The organism is Pantoea deleyi (genome assembly GCF_022647325.1).
Taxonomy (GTDB): domain Bacteria; phylum Pseudomonadota; class Gammaproteobacteria; order Enterobacterales; family Enterobacteriaceae; genus Pantoea; species Pantoea deleyi.
On sequence record NZ_CP071405.1, the window covers coordinates 1,274,060 to 1,289,888 of the forward strand.

A 15,829-nucleotide genomic window follows, 5' to 3' on the forward strand; every position below is an offset into this window, starting at 1 on the left:
AACAAATGACTTTGAAAGATATTGTCGTAGGCTTTGGCACGACAGTTCGCAGTATCTGGCTGATCGGCCTGCACGCCTTCGCCAAACGTGAAACTCAGATGTACCCGGAAGAGCCGGTCTATCTGCCGCCACGCTACCGTGGTCGTATCGTGTTAACCCGCGACCCGGATGGCGCAGAGCGCTGCGTCGCCTGTAACCTCTGTGCGGTAGCCTGCCCGGTTGGCTGTATCTCGCTGCAGAAAGCAGAAACCAAAGATGGCCGCTGGTATCCGGAGTTCTTCCGCATCAACTTCTCACGCTGCATCTTCTGCGGTATGTGTGAAGAGGCCTGTCCGACCACGGCGATTCAGCTGACCCCCGATTTCGAACTGGGTGAGTTCAAGCGTCAGGATCTGGTTTACGAGAAGGACGATCTGCTGATTTCGGGACCGGGTAAATATCCGGAGTACAACTTCTACCGCATGGCGGGTATGGCGATTGACGGTAAAGATAAGGGCGACGCGGAAAACGAAGCGAAGCCTGTCGACGTCAAAGGCTTATTACCTTAAGGAGCAAGGCATGGAATTTGCGTTTTATCTTTGCGGACTGGTGGCGGTGCTGACGACGTTGCGCGTCATCACCCACACTAATCCGGTACATGCGTTGCTGTACCTGATCGTGTCGCTGTTATCGATCGCGGGTGTCTTCTTCTCGATGGGCGCCTACTTTGCCGGTGCGCTGGAGATCATCGTTTACGCCGGGGCCATCATGGTGCTGTTCGTCTTCGTGGTCATGATGCTGAACCTGGGCAAACAGACCGAGAAGCAGGAGCGCGAGTGGCTCAGCCCGTCACTGTGGATTGGTCCGGGTCTGGTGTCATTGCTGCTGCTGGTGGTGATGGTCTATGCCATTCTGACGGCCAACGATCAGGGCATCGATGGCACCGTTATCGACGCGAAAGCGGTCGGTATCAGCCTGTTTGGTCCTTATGTTCTGGCGGTTGAGCTGGCTTCAATGCTGCTGCTGGCGGGTCTGGTCGTGGCGTTCCACATTGGTCGTGAAGAGCGTCAGGGTGAAGTCCTGAGCAACCGTCCTGCTGACGCCGCCCAGGTGAAAAAGGAGAGCGCATGATCCCGTTACAACATGGATTGATTCTTGCCGCCGTGCTGTTTGTCCTCGGACTGACATCGCTGGTGATACGCCGCAATCTGCTGTTTATGCTGATCGGCCTTGAAATCATGATCAACGCCGCCGCTTTAGCTCTGGTGGTTGCCGGAAGCTACTGGGGTCAGGCCGATGGACAGGTGATGTATATCCTGGCGATCAGCCTGGCGGCAGCGGAAGCCAGTATCGGTCTGGCACTGCTGCTTCAGCTCTATCGTCGTCGTCAGACGCTGAACATTGATACTGTGAGCGAGATGCGCGGATGAATCTTCTCTATTTAACTGTCTTGTTTCCGCTAATCGGCTTTCTGCTGTTAGCGTTTTCGCGCGGTCGCTGGTCTGAGAACCTGTCGGCCACGGTGGGTATGGGATCGGTGGGGCTGGCGGCCCTGACCACGGCGATGATCGGTTTCGACTTCTTCGCTAACGGCCAGCAGGCTTACACCCAGTCACTCTGGACCTGGATGCATGTCGGCAACTTTGACATGAAGGTCAACCTGACGCTGGATGGCCTGTCGCTGACCATGCTGTCGGTCGTGACCGGCGTCGGCTTCTTTATTCACATGTTCGCCTCCTGGTATATGCGTGGAGAAGAGGGCTATTCCCGCTTCTTCGCCTACACCAACCTGTTTATCGCCAGCATGGTGGTTCTGGTGCTGGCCGATAACCTGATGCTGATGTATCTGGGCTGGGAAGGGGTAGGGCTCTGCTCCTATCTGCTGATCGGCTTCTACTACAGCAATCCGGAAAATGGCAAAGCGGCGATGAAAGCGTTCATCATCACCCGCGTCGGCGACGTCTTCCTGGCTTTCGGCCTGTTCATCCTCTACAACGAACTGGGCACGCTGAACTTCCGCGAGATGATGGAACTGGCGCCGGCGCATTTCGCCGCCGACAACCATATGCTGCAGTGGGCGACACTGATGCTGCTGGGTGGCGCGGTCGGTAAATCGGCGCAGCTGCCATTACAGACCTGGCTGGCGGATGCGATGGCCGGTCCGACACCGGTTTCGGCGCTGATCCACGCCGCGACCATGGTGACGGCGGGCGTCTATCTGATCGCCCGCAGCCACGGCCTCTTCCTGCTGACGCCGGAAGTGCTGCATCTGGTGGGGATTATCGGGGCCATTACGCTGGTGCTGGCCGGTTTCGCGGCGCTGGTGCAGACCGACATCAAACGTGTTCTCGCGTACTCCACCATGAGTCAGATCGGCTACATGTTCCTGGCGCTGGGTGTTCAGGCCTGGGACGCGGCGATTTTCCATCTGATGACGCACGCCTTCTTCAAAGCGCTGCTGTTCCTCTCGTCGGGTTCCGTGATTCTGGCCTGCCATCACGAGCAGAACATTTTCAAAATGGGTGGCCTGCGTAAGAGCATTCCGCTGGTCTACACCTGCTTCCTGGTCGGTGGCGCGGCGCTGGCGGCCCTGCCGCTGATTACGGCGGGCTTCTACAGTAAAGATGAGATCCTGTTTGGCGCACTGGCTAACGGGCACATCAATCTGATGGTGGCGGGTCTGGTCGGGGCGTTCCTGACCTCTATCTACACCTTCCGCATGATCTTTATCGTGTTCCACGGTGAAGAGAAAATCCACGCGCATGCTGGCAAAGGCATCACTCACCATCTGCCGCTGATCGTGCTGCTGCTGCTCTCCACCTTCATTGGTGCGCTGATCACGCCACCGCTGGCGGGCGTTCTGCCAGCCAATGAATTTGGTGAAGCGGGCAAAGTGGGACTGGAAATCACCTCAGGCGTTGTCGCAATCGTCGGCATTCTGATTGCAGCGGCGCTGTGGCTGGGCAAACGTGAGCTGGTTACCCGTATCGCAAACAGCGCACCGGGCCGTTTCTTCGGCACCTGGTGGTTTGCGGCCTGGGGCTTCGACTGGCTCTACGACAAAGTGTTCATCAAACCCTATCTGGGCATTGCGTGGCTGCTGAAGCGCGACCCACTGAATGGCGTGATGAACCTGCCTGCACTGCTGTCACGTGTAGCTAACAAAGGCCTCGTCGTCAGTGAAAACGGCTACCTGCGCTGGTACGTGGCGTCAATGAGCGTCGGTGCCGTGCTGGTGCTGGCTCTGCTGCTGGTGATTTAAAGATTGATGAGCGGGGTGAGTTCGCTCACCCCAATGAAGAATGTCAAAATAACCTGAGTAATGAGCGTTATCGACGCAGCCAGTTTCATCACCGCCAGCGCACAGCGACCGGAGCATACCGAGGTATGTGAGGGTTGCCAGCACAGCCGGGGGTGAAAATGGCGAGTAGGATAGCTCAGAAAAGGAAATATAAGGGAAGTGTGCCGTGTTATTACCTTGGCTAATTATCATACCCTTCGTCGGCGGTCTGATCTGCTGGCTCACTGAGCGCCTCGGCGCGAAGGTGCCACGCTGGATCGCGCTGATCACCATGGGGCTGACGTTGGCGCTTTCGCTGCAACTCTGGTTGCAGGGAGGCTATTCACTGACGCAGGCAGCGGGCATTCCGCAGTGGCAGTCAAGTTTCTCCGTTCCCTGGATCCCACGCTTCGGCATCAGCTTCCATTTAGCCATTGATGGGCTGTCGCTGCTGATGGTGGTGCTGACCGGCCTGCTGGGTCTGATGGCGGTGCTCTGTTCCTGGAACGAGATCTCGAAGTATCAGGGCTTTTTCCACCTGAACCTGATGTGGATCCTGGGCGGCGTGATCGGTGTGTTCCTCTCCATCGACCTGTTCCTGTTCTTCTTCTTCTGGGAAATGATGCTGGTGCCGATGTACTTCCTCATCGCGCTCTGGGGTCATAAAGCGTCAGACGGTAAAACCCGTATCTCCGCGGCGACCAAATTCTTCATCTATACCCAGGCGTCGGGCCTGGTGATGCTGATTGCGATTCTGGGCCTGGTGTTTGTTCACTACAACGCAACCGGCGTCTGGACATTCAGCTATGAGCAGCTGCTGCAGACCCCGATGTCGAGCGGCGTGGAATACCTGCTGATGCTGGGCTTCTTCATCGCCTTTGCCGTGAAGATGCCGGTCGTGCCTTTACACGGCTGGCTGCCGGATGCGCACAGTCAGGCACCGACCGCAGGCTCCGTCGACCTGGCCGGTATTCTGCTGAAAACCGCAGCATACGGTTTACTGCGCTTCAGTCTGCCGCTGTTCCCGAACGCCTCCGCCGAGTTTGCGCCGATTGCCAACTGGTTAGGCATCATCGGTATCTTCTACGGCGCCTGGATGGCCTTCTCGCAGACCGATATCAAACGCCTGATCGCTTACACCTCGATTTCGCACATGGGCTTTGTGCTGATTGCCATCTACACCGGCAGCCAGCTGGCGCTGCAGGGTGCGGTGATTCAGATGATTGCGCACGGTCTCTCCGCTGCGGCACTCTTCATCCTGTGTGGTCAGCTCTATGAGCGTCTGCATACCCGTGATATGCGTCAGATGGGGGGCCTCTGGTCGCGCATCAAATGGATCCCGGGCCTGTCGCTGTTCTTCGCGGTCGCCAACCTCGGTATGCCGGGCACCGGTAACTTCGTCGGCGAATTTATGATCCTGACAGGCAGTTTCCAGGTGGTGCCGACGATTATCGTCATCGCGACCTTTGGTCTGGTGTTCGCCTCGGTTTACTCGCTGGTGATGATGCAGCGCGCTTACTACGGCGAAGCGAAATCGAAAGATCCGCTGCCGGGCATGTCCCCGCGTGAGTTTATGACCATCGGTGTTCTGGTGGTGCTGCTGGTGCTGCTGGGCGTCTATCCACAGCCGATTCTGGATACTTCGCACGCTGCCATGAGCAATATTCAGCAGTGGTTTACCGCTTCAATTTCAACTACAAGGCCGTAATTCGCCATGACAATAACTCCTCAACAATTGATTGCGTTGCTGCCGCTGTTAATCGTCGGATTGACGGTGGTGGTTGTGATGCTGTCCATTGCCTGGCGACGCAACCACTTCGTTAACGCCACGCTAACGGTGGTTGGCCTGAACCTGGCGCTGCTCTCGCTCTACTTTGTCGGGCAGGTTGGCGCGATGGATGTGACGCCGCTGCTGCGTATCGATGGCTACGCGATGTTCTATACCGCGCTGGTGATGCTGGCCAGCCTGGCGACCTGTACCTTTGCCTATCCGTGGCTGGCCGGTTTCCCGGACAACAAAGATGAGTTCTATCTGCTGGTCCTGATTGCGGCCCTGGGCGGCATCGTGCTGGCCAGCGCTAACCATCTGGCCGCGCTGTTCATCGGGATTGAACTGCTGTCACTGCCGCTGTTTGGTCTGATTGGCTACGCCTTCCGCCAGAAACGTTCGCTGGAAGCGGCGCTGAAATACACCATTCTGTCGGCGGCGGCCTCTTCATTCCTGCTGTTTGGCATCGCGCTGATCTACGCAGATTCGGGCAACCTGAGCTTCGTGGCGCTGGGCAAGAGTCTGACGGACAGCATGATCCACGAACCGCTGCTGCTGGTGGGGCTGGGTATGATGATCATCGGCCTGGGCTTTAAGCTCTCGCTGGTGCCATTCCACCTCTGGACGCCGGATGTCTATCAGGGTGCGCCTGCGCCGGTCTCCACCTTCCTGGCTACCGCTAGTAAGATTGCGATCTTCGGTGTCATCATGCGCCTGTTCATGTATGCGCCGGTGACCGACAGCGAAGCCGTCCGCACCGTGCTGGCGGTGATCGCCTTCGTATCGATTCTGTTCGGTAACCTGATGGCGATTTCGCAGAGCAACATCAAGCGTCTGCTGGGTTACTCCTCGATCGCGCACCTCGGCTATCTGCTGGTGGCGCTGATTGCGGTGAAAGATCATCAGCTGTCGCTGGAAACCTCCGGCGTCTATCTGGCGGGTTATCTCTTCAGCAGCCTGGGCGCCTTTGGCGTGGTGAGCCTGATGTCCAGCCCGTATCGTGGCCCGGATGCCGACTCGCTCTACTCTTACCGTGGTCTGTTCTGGCATCGTCCAATCCTGTCTGCGGTCATGACCGTGATGATGCTGTCGCTGGCCGGTATCCCGATGACGCTGGGCTTTATCGGTAAGTTCTACGTGATCGCGTCAGGCGTCAGCGCCCACCTCTGGTGGCTGACCGGTGCCGTGGTAGCGGGCAGTGCGATTGGCCTCTACTACTACCTGCGCGTGACCGTGAGCCTCTACCTCAGCCCGCCGGAACTGCATACCCGCGATACCCCGGCGAACTGGGCGTTTACGGCCGGTGGTGTGGTGGTACTGATCTCCGCCATTCTGGTGTTGCTGTTAGGGGTTTACCCGCAGCCGCTCATCAGGCTGGTGCAGATGGCGCAGCCACTGATGTAAACCGCGCTCTGCGACGAATCAATCAGGCCTCCGGGCCTGATTTTTTTTGTCTGAAGATCGGCTAACCGGCAGATGCGGGCCGGCGCGCGCTGAGGTAATGTATCCCTTTCATTCCGCAGGGAGAGACGATGAATATTGACTGGCAGGACAGACATCACAGTGAACTCACGCCGCATGAGCTCTATGCGCTGCTGGCGTTACGCAGCGCCGTGTTCGTGGTGGAGCAGCAGTGCGCCTATCTGGATGTGGATGGCAACGATCTGCGGGCGGACAACCGCCATCTGCTGGGCATGGCCGCGGGGCAGCTGGTGGCCTATGCGCGCCTTCTCTCGCCGGAGGATGAGAGCAGCCCGGTGAAGATCGGACGGGTCATCGTTTCAGATCGGGTGCGGGGCGCGCGGCTGGGTAACCGGCTGATGGAGCAGGCTATCGGCCGCTGTCAGCAGCACTGGCCGGGGCGTGACCTCTTTCTTTCCGCGCAGGCCCATCTGGAAAATTTCTATCAGCGGCACGGGTTCATCGCGGTGGGGGAGCGCTATCTGGAGGATGGTATCCCGCACGTCGATATGCGGAAGAACGCACCATAAGAAAAGGCGAGACCGGAGTCTCGCCTTTTTTCATCAACCTACCGTCATCTGGCGGTCGTCGACATATTTACGCTGATCCGGCGCGGGCGGGTGGTACTGATAGAGCCAGGTTTCGCTCAGCGTCTCCTCTTTGCTGCGCAGGAACAGGCGCATCTCCACCGGCTGCGTGGAGTCGCTGTCTGGATACCAGTCAAACAGGATGCGGTAGCCTTTCAGCGGATCGACATAGAGGATCTCAACCTGCTTCACGCTGCCGGATGAGACGGTGATCACCGGCTCGATACCTTTCGGCGCGGCGGCCTGCAGGTCACCACCAATAAAATCGATGGCGAAGCGGCGGCACCAGGTGTCCGGGAAGTGTTCGCCTGGCGCCCAGCCTTCCGGGAAGCCACCGATACCGGTACGGGTGGCGTCAACGCGCGCCAGACCGCTGCGCACCGGCGGCAGACCACTCCAGTAGAGTTTATAGGCGAAGCTCAGCTCGCTGCCCGCTTTAACCGGCTCAGACGGCTGCCAGAAGCAGACGATGTTATCCAGGGTCTCACCGGTGGTCGGGATCTCCATCAGGTTGATCGCCCCTTTGCCCCACTTGCCGACCGGCTCCACCCACAGGCTCGGCCGTTTGTCATACCAGCCGATCACATCCTGATAATCTTTGAAGTCGTGATTGAGCTGCAGCAGGCCAAAGCCACGGGGATTCTCATCTTCGTAGGCGTTGAACTGCAGGCGCTGCGGATTGTTCAGCGGACGGGCAATCCATTCACCTTTCCCCGTCCACATCGCCAGGCGATCGGAGTCGTGGATCTGCGGATGATAGGTGTTGCACATGCGGCGCTCGTTGGTGCCGCAGCTGAACATACTGGTCATCGGCGAGATACCAATCTGGCGGATCTCTTTACGGGCGAACAGGTGGTTTTCCACCTCCATCACCACGCGCTTCTCTTCGCAGTGGATAATGAACTTGTAGGCGCCGGTGAGGCTGGCACCATCCAGCAGGGCGTAACAGGTGAAGGTGGTGTCCTCCGCTTTTGGCGTTTCAAACCAGAAGGCGGTGAAATCGGGGAACTCTTCCTGTCCGTTGCTGAAGGTATTGATGGCAACGCCGCGTGCGGAGAGGCCGTACTGGAAGGTTTCGTCAACCGCGCGGAAATAGCTGGCACCGAGGAAGGAGACGATATCGCGTCGTGCCAGCTCTGGCTTTTTAAAGGCGCGGAAACCGGCGAAGCCGAGGTCAGTTTTGCCCTCCAACTGCTTCGTGTCGACGCTGGCGTTGTTGTAGTTGAACAGCTCCGGGCGGAAGTGAATTTCCCGCGCCTCACGGCTCTCGCCATCCACAGAGAACATGCGGATGCGCCGCTTAAAGCCCATTCCCACATGGAAGAACTGCACATCCAGCTGACGATCCGGCAGGTTGTTCCACAGCGAGTGATTCGCATCATACTGAATTTCGTTGTACGCCTGCGGTGTCAGCGTAGCCAGGGTCTCCGGCAGTGCGCCAGGCGCGCCGCCCCAGGGCTTTTTCGCCAGTGCTGCCGCGTTTTTCTTCAGTACGTCGAAATCGAAGCGCACGGCGTTTCCGTCAGCAATGCCATCTTCTGCCCATGCGGATTGCGCAAACAGCGTGGAGAGGCCGGTCATGCCGCTGACGGCCGAGAAGGCCATTGACGCTTTCATAAACATTCTTCGATTCATGCCAGAGATCATTCCTTAGCTGTTCGAGTGTGTCGTGACTGTCGTGCAGAGTGCACTTTCATGGCCCGATAATCACAGGCAACAGAGGGGTACGACAGCAGGGTTACTGGAAAATTCAGTCACGCTAAAATTTATCAGATTAATCAAAGAAGCGAAGCGAAATTCAGGGGCCGCCGCTGCGTCTTACACTTCTTTGCGCAGCGAAGCGGCAGGCCACCGGGATCCTCTGTTTTTAGCAGATGAAAAATCAGGGGATTCCTGGCGCAGGAAAACGGCAGTTCGCCAGATTGTGACTATAGTTAATGAACTGCTTTGCAATTCACACGGAGGAAACGATGGTAAATCAGACAAATCAATTCGAAACGGGCCTCGATGACGATATTGCGTTACTGACTGAAACGCTGGAAGAAGTGCTTAAATCATCAGGCGACCCGGCTGACCAGAAGTACATTGAGCTTAAAAGCAAAGCCGAACAGGCGCTGAACGACGTGAAATCCCGCGTCAGCCAGGCGTCCGACAGCTACTACTATCGCGCGAAACAGGCTGCCTACCGTGCTGACGACTATGTGCACGAAAAACCGTGGCAGGGCGTCGGTATCGGCGCAACGGCTGGCCTGGTGCTGGGTCTGCTGCTGGCAAGTCGCTAATCGCAACTGGCTGACACTCACCTGAATAAACGGCGGGCCAGTCCCGCCGTTTTTGTTTCTTTCTCCTGCGCCATCCCCTTCGCTTATACGCCACGTGCGGCTCCGCACGTCACCGTCACATTCGCTGACATGACCAATTGTGTTTCGCTGGCGGACTTCCTACAGTTAAGCAAACGTGAAAAGGAGAACCCGACGTGATGAGAGTAGAGATGCTATCGACCGGGGATGAGGTGCTGCATGGCCAAATCGTCGATACCAACGCCGCCTGGCTGGCGGATGTGTTGTTTCAGCAGGGTCTGCCTATGACCAGCCGCACCACGGTGGGCGACTCCCTTGAGTCGCTGATTGCCACGCTGCAGGCGCGCAGCCATGAGGCGGATGTGCTGATTGTGAATGGCGGCCTGGGGCCGACCAGCGACGATCTCAGCGCGCTGGCCGCCGCCAGAGCCTGCGGGGTAGAGCTGGAGATGCAGCACGCGTGGCTGGCGCAGATGGAAGCGTGGTTCGCCAGCCGGGGACGCGTCATGGCGGCCAGCAACCGCAAGCAGGCTGAGATCCCGGCCGGCGCAGAATTGATCGATAATCCGGTCGGCACCGCCTGCGGCTTTGCCCTGCAACTGAATCGCTGCTGGATCTTCTTTACGCCCGGCGTACCGTCGGAGTTTAAAGTGATGGTGGAGCAGCAGATCATCCCGCGGCTGAAAGCGAAATTTTCACCGCCTGAGCCGCCGATCTGCCTGCGGCTGACGACCTTTGGGCGCGGTGAAAGCGATATCGCCGCCGGGCTGGAGCCGCTGCCGCTGCCGGAAGGGGTGGTGATGGGCTATCGCTCCTCTATGCCGATCATCGAGATCAAGCTTACCGGCCCGGCGAGCCAGCGGGTGGCGATGGAGCAGGCGTGGCAGCAGGTTCGTCTGCAACTGGCAGAATGCACGATCTTCGAAGGCACGGAAGGGTTACCGGCGCTGCTGGCCCGCGAGCTGGAGCAGCGGGGTGCGCAGCTGGCGGTCAGCGAGCAATACACCGCCGGGCTGCTCTACTGGCAGCTGGCGTCTGCCAGCGTACCGCTGCGCGGTGCGGATATTCTGACGCCGCAGCCGGAGACGCTGGAGCATCAGGTCGCCCGCACCCGTCAGCTTGCGGCGCAGCAGCAGGCGGCCCTGGCGCTCTCGGTCGGTAGTCTGGATCAGGAGGCGATTTCGATCGCGCTGCATACGCCGGACGGCAGCGTGGGGCAGCGCGTAAAGTTCAGCACCGGTCGCCATAATCTGGAGACGCGGCAGAAGGTGGTGGCGATGATGGCGATGAACATGCTGCGCCGCTGGCTTCATGGCAGTGAGGTGAGTACCGGTCACGGCTGGATTGAGGTGGTGGAAACTGTCCGGCAGTAATCTCCGCAAAAGAGAACGGGCGCCTGAGGCGCCCGTTCTGCTTCTGACCTTTTCCTGATCTGACGTCACATCACGCAGAGCCAGGCCTGATGGCCAGCCTTATAACTCAAGCTCAATCTCGCCTTTGGCTTTGCAGCAGCAGGGCAGGATCTCATCCTGCTGCACAAAGGCCAGTGGCTGCTGTGGGTAGTGGACTTCCCCTTTCAGCAGCCGCATCCGGCAGGAGCCGCAGTAGCCTTCGCGGCACTGAAACTCGACGCAGAGGTTGTTCGCCTCCAGCAGCGTCAGCAGATTGGTGTGCTCGTCCGTGCATTCCAGCCGGGTGCCGGAACTGCGCAGAATAACAACGTCGCGGCTCATGATTACAGCTGGAAGTCGTCGAAGTCGTTAGCGCCCACTTCAGAATCGATCTGACCCACCAGATAGGAGCTCACTTCCACTTCCTGCGGAGCAACCTGCACGTTGTCAGAGACCAGCCAGGAGTTGATCCACGGGATCGGGTTTGAGCGGGTCTGGAACGGCAGATCCAGGCCCACCGCCTGCATACGGATGTTGGTGATGTACTCGATGTACTGGCAGAGAATATCTTTGTTCAGGCCGATCATTGAGCCGCCACTGAACAGATAGTCCGCCCACTCTTTCTCCTGCAGCGCGGCTTTCTTAAACAGCTCGAAGCACTCTTCCCGGCACTCGGCGGCGATCTCTTTCATCTCCGGATCGTCTTCACCGCTGCGCAGCAGGTTCAGCATGTGCTGCGTACCGGTCAGGTGCAGGGCTTCGTCGCGGGCGATCAGTTTGATGATTTTGGCATTGCCTTCCATCAGCTCACGCTCAGCGAAAGCGAACGAGCAGGCGAAGCTGACGTAGAAGCGGATCGCCTCCAGCGCATTGACGCTCATCAGGCAGATGTAGAGCTGCTTCTTCAGCGCGCGCAGGCTGACGACAACCTGTTTGCCGTTGACCTGATGCGTGCCTTCGCCCAGCTGATGCCAGTAGTTGGTCATCTCGATCAGATCGTCGTAATAGCGGGAGATATCCTGCGCACGCGCCAGGATCTGCTCGTTGGTGACGATATCGTCGAACACCAGCGCCGGATCGTTGACGATGTTACGGATGATATGGGTGTAAGAACGGGAGTGGATCGTCTCGGAGAACGCCCAGGTTTCGATCCAGGTTTCCAGTTCAGGAATCGAGATCAGCGGCAGCAGTGCCACGTTCGGGCTGCGGCCCTGGATCGAATCCAGCAGCGTCTGATATTTCAGGTTGCTGATGAAAATATGCTTTTCATGCTCAGGCAGCGCCTGATAATCGATGCGGTCGCGGGAAACGTCCACTTCTTCCGGACGCCAGAAGAAGGAGAGCTGCTTTTCGATCAGCTTTTCAAAGATGTCATATTTTTGCTGGTCGAAGCGCGCCACGTTTACCGACTGACCGAAAAACATCGGCTCTTTCAGCTGATCATTTTTGTTCTGTGAGAAAGTGGAGTAAGCCATAAATGTTGTCCAAAAAGTAGACGAAGCCAGGCCTCGTGAAATGAATGAGGCGGGAGCGATCTCCCGCCTGACCATTAGATCTTACAGGCGCCGCTCTCGCAGCCATCATCCTGGATAGAAGGTGCCAGGTCATCCTGCGCATCTTCCGCACCGTCACGGGTGTTCTGATAGTAGAGCGTTTTCACGCCGAACTTATACGCGGTCAGCAGATCTTTCAGCAGCTGCTTCATCGGCACCTTGCCGTTGGCAAAGCGTGAAGGATCGTAGTTGGTGTTGGAGGAGATCGCCTGGTCGATGAATTTCTGCATCAGACCCACCAGCTGCAGGTAGCCGTCGTTGTTTGGCATTTCCCACAGCAGCTCATACTGATCCTTCAGACGGTCATACTCCGGCACCACCTGGCGCAGGATGCCATCTTTGGAAGCTTTGATGCTGATATGGCCGCGTGGCGGCTCAATGCCGTTGGTGGCATTGGAGATCTGCGACGAGGTTTCAGACGGCATCAGCGCCGACAGCGTGGAGTTACGCAGGCCGTGCGTTTTGATCGCTTCACGCAGCGCTTCCCAGTCGAGATGCAGCGGTTCGTTGCTGATTGCATCCAGGTCTTTCTTGTAGGTGTCGATTGGCAGAATGCCCTGCGCATAGGTGGTTTCGTTGAACCACGGGCAGGCACCTTGCTCTTTCGCCAGTTCGTTTGAGGCTTTCAGCAGGTAGTACTGAATGGCTTCAAAGGTTTTGTGCGTCAGGCCATTTGCGCTGCCGTCGGAGTAGCGCACGCCATGTTTCGCCAGGTAGTAGGCGTAGTTGATGACGCCGATACCCAAGGTACGACGACCCATCGCCCCACGCTGAGCGGCCGGGATCGGGTAATCCTGATAATCGAGCAGGGCATCAAGGGCGCGGACGGCCAGGGTCGCCAGCTCTTCCAGGTCATCGAGGCTTTCGATCGCGCCAAGGTTGAACGCGGAGAGCGTACAGAGGGCGATCTCACCGTTTTCGTCGTTCACGTCTTCCAGCGGTTTGGTCGGCAGGGCGATTTCCAGGCAGAGGTTAGACTGGCGAACCGGCGCGATGCTCGGATCAAACGGGCTGTGCGTGTTGCAGTGGTCAACGTTCTGGATGTAGATACGGCCGGTTGAGGCGCGTTCCTGCATCATCAGCGAGAAGAGATCGACCGCTTTGACGCGCTGCTTACGGATGCTCTGATCCTGCTCATATTTGGTGTAGAGGCGCTCAAATTCATCCTGATCGGCGAAGAAGGCGTCATACAGGCCAGGCACGTCAGACGGGCTGAACAGCGTGATATCTTCGCCTTTCAGCAGGCGCTGATACATCATCTTGTTGAGCTGGACGCCATAGTCCATGTGACGCACGCGGTTGCCTTCAACACCACGATTGTTTTTCAGCACCAGCAGGCTTTCAATTTCCAGATGCCACATCGGGTAGAACAGCGTAGCCGCACCGCCACGCACGCCGCCCTGAGAACAGGACTTCACCGCGGTCTGGAAATGTTTGTAGAACGGGATACAGCCGGTGTGGAACGCTTCACCGCCCCGGATCGGGCTGCCCAGCGCACGGATACGACCCGCGTTGATGCCGATACCGGCACGCTGAGAAACATATTTCACGATGGCGCTGGAGGTGGCGTTGATGGAGTCGAGGCTGTCGCCGCACTCGATCAGCACGCAGGAGCTGAACTGACGCGTCGGGGTACGTACGCCGGACATGATCGGGGTCGGCAGCGAGATTTTAAACGTCGAGATCGCATCATAGAAACGCTTGATGTAATCCATACGGGTATCGCGCGGATAGCCGGAGAAGAGGCAGGCCGCGACCAGAATGTAGAGGAACTGCGCGCTCTCGTAGATTTCGCCGGAGACGCGGTTCTGCACCAGATATTTGCCTTCCAGCTGCTTCACGGCGGCATAGGAGAAGTTCATGTCGCGCCAGTGGTCGAGGAACTCGTCCATCTGTGCAAACTCTTCCTTGCTGTAATCTTCCAGCAGGTGGCGATCGTATTTGCCCAGATCAACCATTTTAACCACCTGGTCGTAGAGCTTCGGCGGCTCAAACTGACCATACGCTTTTTTGCGCAGGTGGAAGATGGCCAGGCGGGCAGCCAGGTACTGATAGTCAGGGGCATCGCGAGAGATAAGGTCTGCTGCGGCCTTGATGATGGTCTCATGAATGTCAGAGGTCCTGATGCCATCATAGAACTGAATGTGAGAGCGCAGTTCCACCTGTGAGACAGAGACGTTGTTCAGCCCTTCGGCAGCCCAGTCCAGCACACGGTGAATTTTGTCGAGGTCAATGCGCTCCTGGCGGCCATCGCGTTTAGTAACGAGCAGACTCTGGTTCATGTCGCGTTTTTACCTTTGCGTGAGTATCCAAAAATTAAAAGAAATCCCGGTTTATACACAGCCTATTCATTGTGAATAATATGTGGATAAACACTACATCTAGGGGGTGATGGGAAAAGCCATAACTACATGGGGGCATATTTTAGTATTTTGCGGCGGGTTAACAAGAGCAAAAAATGATGGCTGGAGGGGTTGTATTTCTGCCGAAAATTCTTAGGCCACGCCTTGTAAGGCCTGCCATCATGTCAACCAGATCACACTTTTTTTTCTAACTTTGATCGGGCGCGTATTTCTTATTCAATCCTTCCGATTCTTCACCAAAAGGGAGGAAAAATAGTCAAAAGCCGCTAGCAGGGTCGATGGCAGCCTGAAATCCGGCGGTCGTAACGGCGGCCTCATCGCCGTAACCTGCTGGTAACGCTGGGAATAGTGCGGGACGAAAAGCGGGGCGGGAGAGGATGAGGCCCGCCCGGATTCGGACGGGCAGTTCGCTTACACGGCGCGGTGGGTATGGACCATGTAATTGACGTCGGTGCCGGGTGCCAGTTTAAAACGGTTGGTCACCGGGTTGTAGTGCAGGCCTATGATGTGGCGTTCACGCAGCGCGGTTTCATCGACCCAGCCCAGCAGCTCGGAAGGGCGGATAAACTTTTTCACGTCATGCGTTCCGCACGGCACCATGCGCAGCACATATTCGGCGCCAAATACCGCCAGCAGCCAGGCTTTCGGGTTGCGGTTCAGCGTAGAGAAAAAGACTTCGCCGCCCGGTTTGACCAGCTTCGCACAGGCGTGTACCACCGAGCGCGGGTCCGGGACATGCTCCAGCATCTCCATGCAGGTCACCACATCATATTTTCCGGCATGCTCTTCCGCGTGCGCTTCCACGGTCTGCTGCACGTAGTCCAGCGTCACGCCGCTCTCCTGCGCATGCAGGCGCGCCACGGCCAGCGGTTCCGCGCCCATGTCCAGGCCGGTGACGACCGCGCCTTCACGCGCCATGCTTTCGGCTAAAATGCCGCCGCCGCAGCCGACGTCGAGCACGGTTTTACCAAACAGGCCGTTGCTGTGCTCGGCGATATAGCCCAGGCGCAGGGGGTTGATACGGTGCAACGGTTTAAATTCACCCTCCAGATCCCACCAGCGCGAGGCAACGGCCTCAAACTTGGCAATTTCCTGCGCATCGACGTTCTGCTGATGATTCTGCGGTTGTGCATTCATTGAATCGTAA

General features: G+C 57.7%; 14 protein-coding genes. 9 read left to right on the forward strand and 5 right to left on the reverse strand.

Features of this window, described 5'->3' with window-relative positions; all coding sequences use genetic code 11:
* Window positions 1-5: 5 nt before the first annotated feature.
* The 7 genes from nuoI to J1C59_RS06180 all read left to right on the forward strand — a co-directional run bounded on the left by nuoI (window position 6) and on the right by J1C59_RS06180 (window position 7,018).
* Window positions 6-548, forward strand: a complete 543-nt coding sequence (gene nuoI / locus J1C59_RS06150) for an NADH-quinone oxidoreductase subunit NuoI (RefSeq protein WP_111140108.1) — start codon at window positions 6-8, stop codon at window positions 546-548.
* A gap of 10 nt (window positions 549-558) precedes the next feature.
* Complete coding sequence (nuoJ, locus tag J1C59_RS06155; RefSeq protein WP_128084685.1) at window positions 559-1,110, forward strand: NADH-quinone oxidoreductase subunit J; 552 nt, start codon at window positions 559-561, stop codon at window positions 1,108-1,110.
* Window positions 1,107-1,409 carry an NADH-quinone oxidoreductase subunit NuoK gene (gene nuoK / locus J1C59_RS06160; RefSeq protein ID WP_003854236.1) on the forward strand — a complete coding sequence of 101 codons (303 nt, stop codon included), beginning with the start codon at window positions 1,107-1,109 and terminating at the stop codon, window positions 1,407-1,409. The genes nuoJ and nuoK overlap by 4 nt, the downstream gene beginning before the upstream one ends.
* On the forward strand, window positions 1,406-3,241 hold the full coding sequence (gene nuoL / locus J1C59_RS06165; RefSeq protein WP_128084684.1) for an NADH-quinone oxidoreductase subunit L: 1,836 nt from the start codon (window positions 1,406-1,408) through the stop codon (window positions 3,239-3,241). Before nuoK ends, nuoL begins: the two co-directional genes overlap by 4 nt.
* 205 nt (window positions 3,242-3,446) lie before the next feature.
* Complete coding sequence (gene nuoM, locus J1C59_RS06170; RefSeq protein ID WP_128084683.1) at window positions 3,447-4,967, forward strand: NADH-quinone oxidoreductase subunit M; 1,521 nt, start codon at window positions 3,447-3,449, stop codon at window positions 4,965-4,967.
* A gap of 6 nt (window positions 4,968-4,973) precedes the next feature.
* A complete protein-coding gene (nuoN, locus tag J1C59_RS06175) occupies window positions 4,974-6,431 on the forward strand; it encodes an NADH-quinone oxidoreductase subunit NuoN (RefSeq protein WP_128084682.1) in 1,458 nt (485 codons plus the stop codon).
* A gap of 128 nt (window positions 6,432-6,559) precedes the next feature.
* Window positions 6,560-7,018 carry a GNAT family N-acetyltransferase gene (locus J1C59_RS06180; protein WP_128084681.1) on the forward strand — a complete coding sequence of 153 codons (459 nt, stop codon included), beginning with the start codon at window positions 6,560-6,562 and terminating at the stop codon, window positions 7,016-7,018.
* Between the two features lie 33 nt (window positions 7,019-7,051).
* Here the strand turns inward: J1C59_RS06180 and J1C59_RS06185 are convergent, their stop codons facing one another.
* Window positions 7,052-8,710, reverse strand: a complete 1,659-nt coding sequence (locus J1C59_RS06185; protein WP_140916968.1) for a glucan biosynthesis protein D — start codon at window positions 8,708-8,710, stop codon at window positions 7,052-7,054.
* 335 nt (window positions 8,711-9,045) lie between these two features.
* Here J1C59_RS06185 and elaB point away from each other — a divergent pair, with 335 nt between their 5' ends.
* Both elaB and J1C59_RS06195 read left to right on the forward strand, forming a co-directional pair.
* Window positions 9,046-9,357: a stress response protein ElaB gene (gene elaB, locus J1C59_RS06190; protein ID WP_111140114.1), complete on the forward strand. Its 312-nt coding sequence runs from the start codon at window positions 9,046-9,048 to the stop codon at window positions 9,355-9,357.
* 194 nt (window positions 9,358-9,551) lie between these two features.
* A complete protein-coding gene (locus tag J1C59_RS06195) occupies window positions 9,552-10,748 on the forward strand; it encodes a nicotinamide mononucleotide deamidase-related protein YfaY (protein WP_128084680.1) in 1,197 nt (398 codons plus the stop codon).
* 99 nt (window positions 10,749-10,847) lie between these two features.
* Here J1C59_RS06195 and yfaE read toward each other — a convergent pair whose 3' ends face one another.
* From yfaE to ubiG, 4 genes are all read right to left on the reverse strand, one after another.
* Window positions 10,848-11,108: a class I ribonucleotide reductase maintenance protein YfaE gene (gene yfaE, locus J1C59_RS06200; protein WP_128084679.1), complete on the reverse strand. Its 261-nt coding sequence runs from the start codon at window positions 11,106-11,108 to the stop codon at window positions 10,848-10,850.
* A gap of 2 nt (window positions 11,109-11,110) precedes the next feature.
* Entirely contained in the window at window positions 11,111-12,241 is a 1,131-nt protein-coding gene (gene nrdB, locus J1C59_RS06205) for a class Ia ribonucleoside-diphosphate reductase subunit beta (RefSeq protein WP_128084678.1), read from the reverse strand.
* Between the two features lie 74 nt (window positions 12,242-12,315).
* Complete coding sequence (gene nrdA, locus J1C59_RS06210; RefSeq protein WP_128084677.1) at window positions 12,316-14,601, reverse strand: class 1a ribonucleoside-diphosphate reductase subunit alpha; 2,286 nt, start codon at window positions 14,599-14,601, stop codon at window positions 12,316-12,318.
* A 492-nt stretch (window positions 14,602-15,093) separates the two neighbouring features.
* Complete coding sequence (ubiG, locus tag J1C59_RS06215; RefSeq protein ID WP_128084676.1) at window positions 15,094-15,819, reverse strand: bifunctional 2-polyprenyl-6-hydroxyphenol methylase/3-demethylubiquinol 3-O-methyltransferase UbiG; 726 nt, start codon at window positions 15,817-15,819, stop codon at window positions 15,094-15,096.
* Window positions 15,820-15,829: the final 10 nt, after the last annotated feature.

Excerpts from the sequence above, each read along its gene's own strand:
- nuoI (WP_111140108.1), top strand. The coding sequence starts at position 6 with ATGACTTTGAAAGATATTGTCGTAGGCTTTGGCACGACAGTTCGCAGT.
- nuoJ (WP_128084685.1), top strand. The coding sequence starts at position 559 with ATGGAATTTGCGTTTTATCTTTGCGGACTGGTGGCGGTGCTGACGACG.
- nuoK (WP_003854236.1), top strand. The coding sequence starts at position 1,107 with ATGATCCCGTTACAACATGGATTGATTCTTGCCGCCGTGCTGTTTGTC.
- nuoL (WP_128084684.1), top strand. The coding sequence starts at position 1,406 with ATGAATCTTCTCTATTTAACTGTCTTGTTTCCGCTAATCGGCTTTCTG.
- nuoN (WP_128084682.1), top strand. The coding sequence starts at position 4,974 with ATGACAATAACTCCTCAACAATTGATTGCGTTGCTGCCGCTGTTAATC.
- J1C59_RS06180 (WP_128084681.1), top strand. The coding sequence starts at position 6,560 with ATGAATATTGACTGGCAGGACAGACATCACAGTGAACTCACGCCGCAT.
- J1C59_RS06185 (WP_140916968.1), bottom strand. The coding sequence starts at position 8,710 with ATGAATCGAAGAATGTTTATGAAAGCGTCAATGGCCTTCTCGGCCGTC.
- elaB (WP_111140114.1), top strand. The coding sequence starts at position 9,046 with ATGGTAAATCAGACAAATCAATTCGAAACGGGCCTCGATGACGATATT.
- yfaE (WP_128084679.1), bottom strand. The coding sequence starts at position 11,108 with ATGAGCCGCGACGTTGTTATTCTGCGCAGTTCCGGCACCCGGCTGGAA.
- nrdB (WP_128084678.1), bottom strand. The coding sequence starts at position 12,241 with ATGGCTTACTCCACTTTCTCACAGAACAAAAATGATCAGCTGAAAGAG.
- nrdA (WP_128084677.1), bottom strand. The coding sequence starts at position 14,601 with ATGAACCAGAGTCTGCTCGTTACTAAACGCGATGGCCGCCAGGAGCGC.
- ubiG (WP_128084676.1), bottom strand. The coding sequence starts at position 15,819 with ATGAATGCACAACCGCAGAATCATCAGCAGAACGTCGATGCGCAGGAA.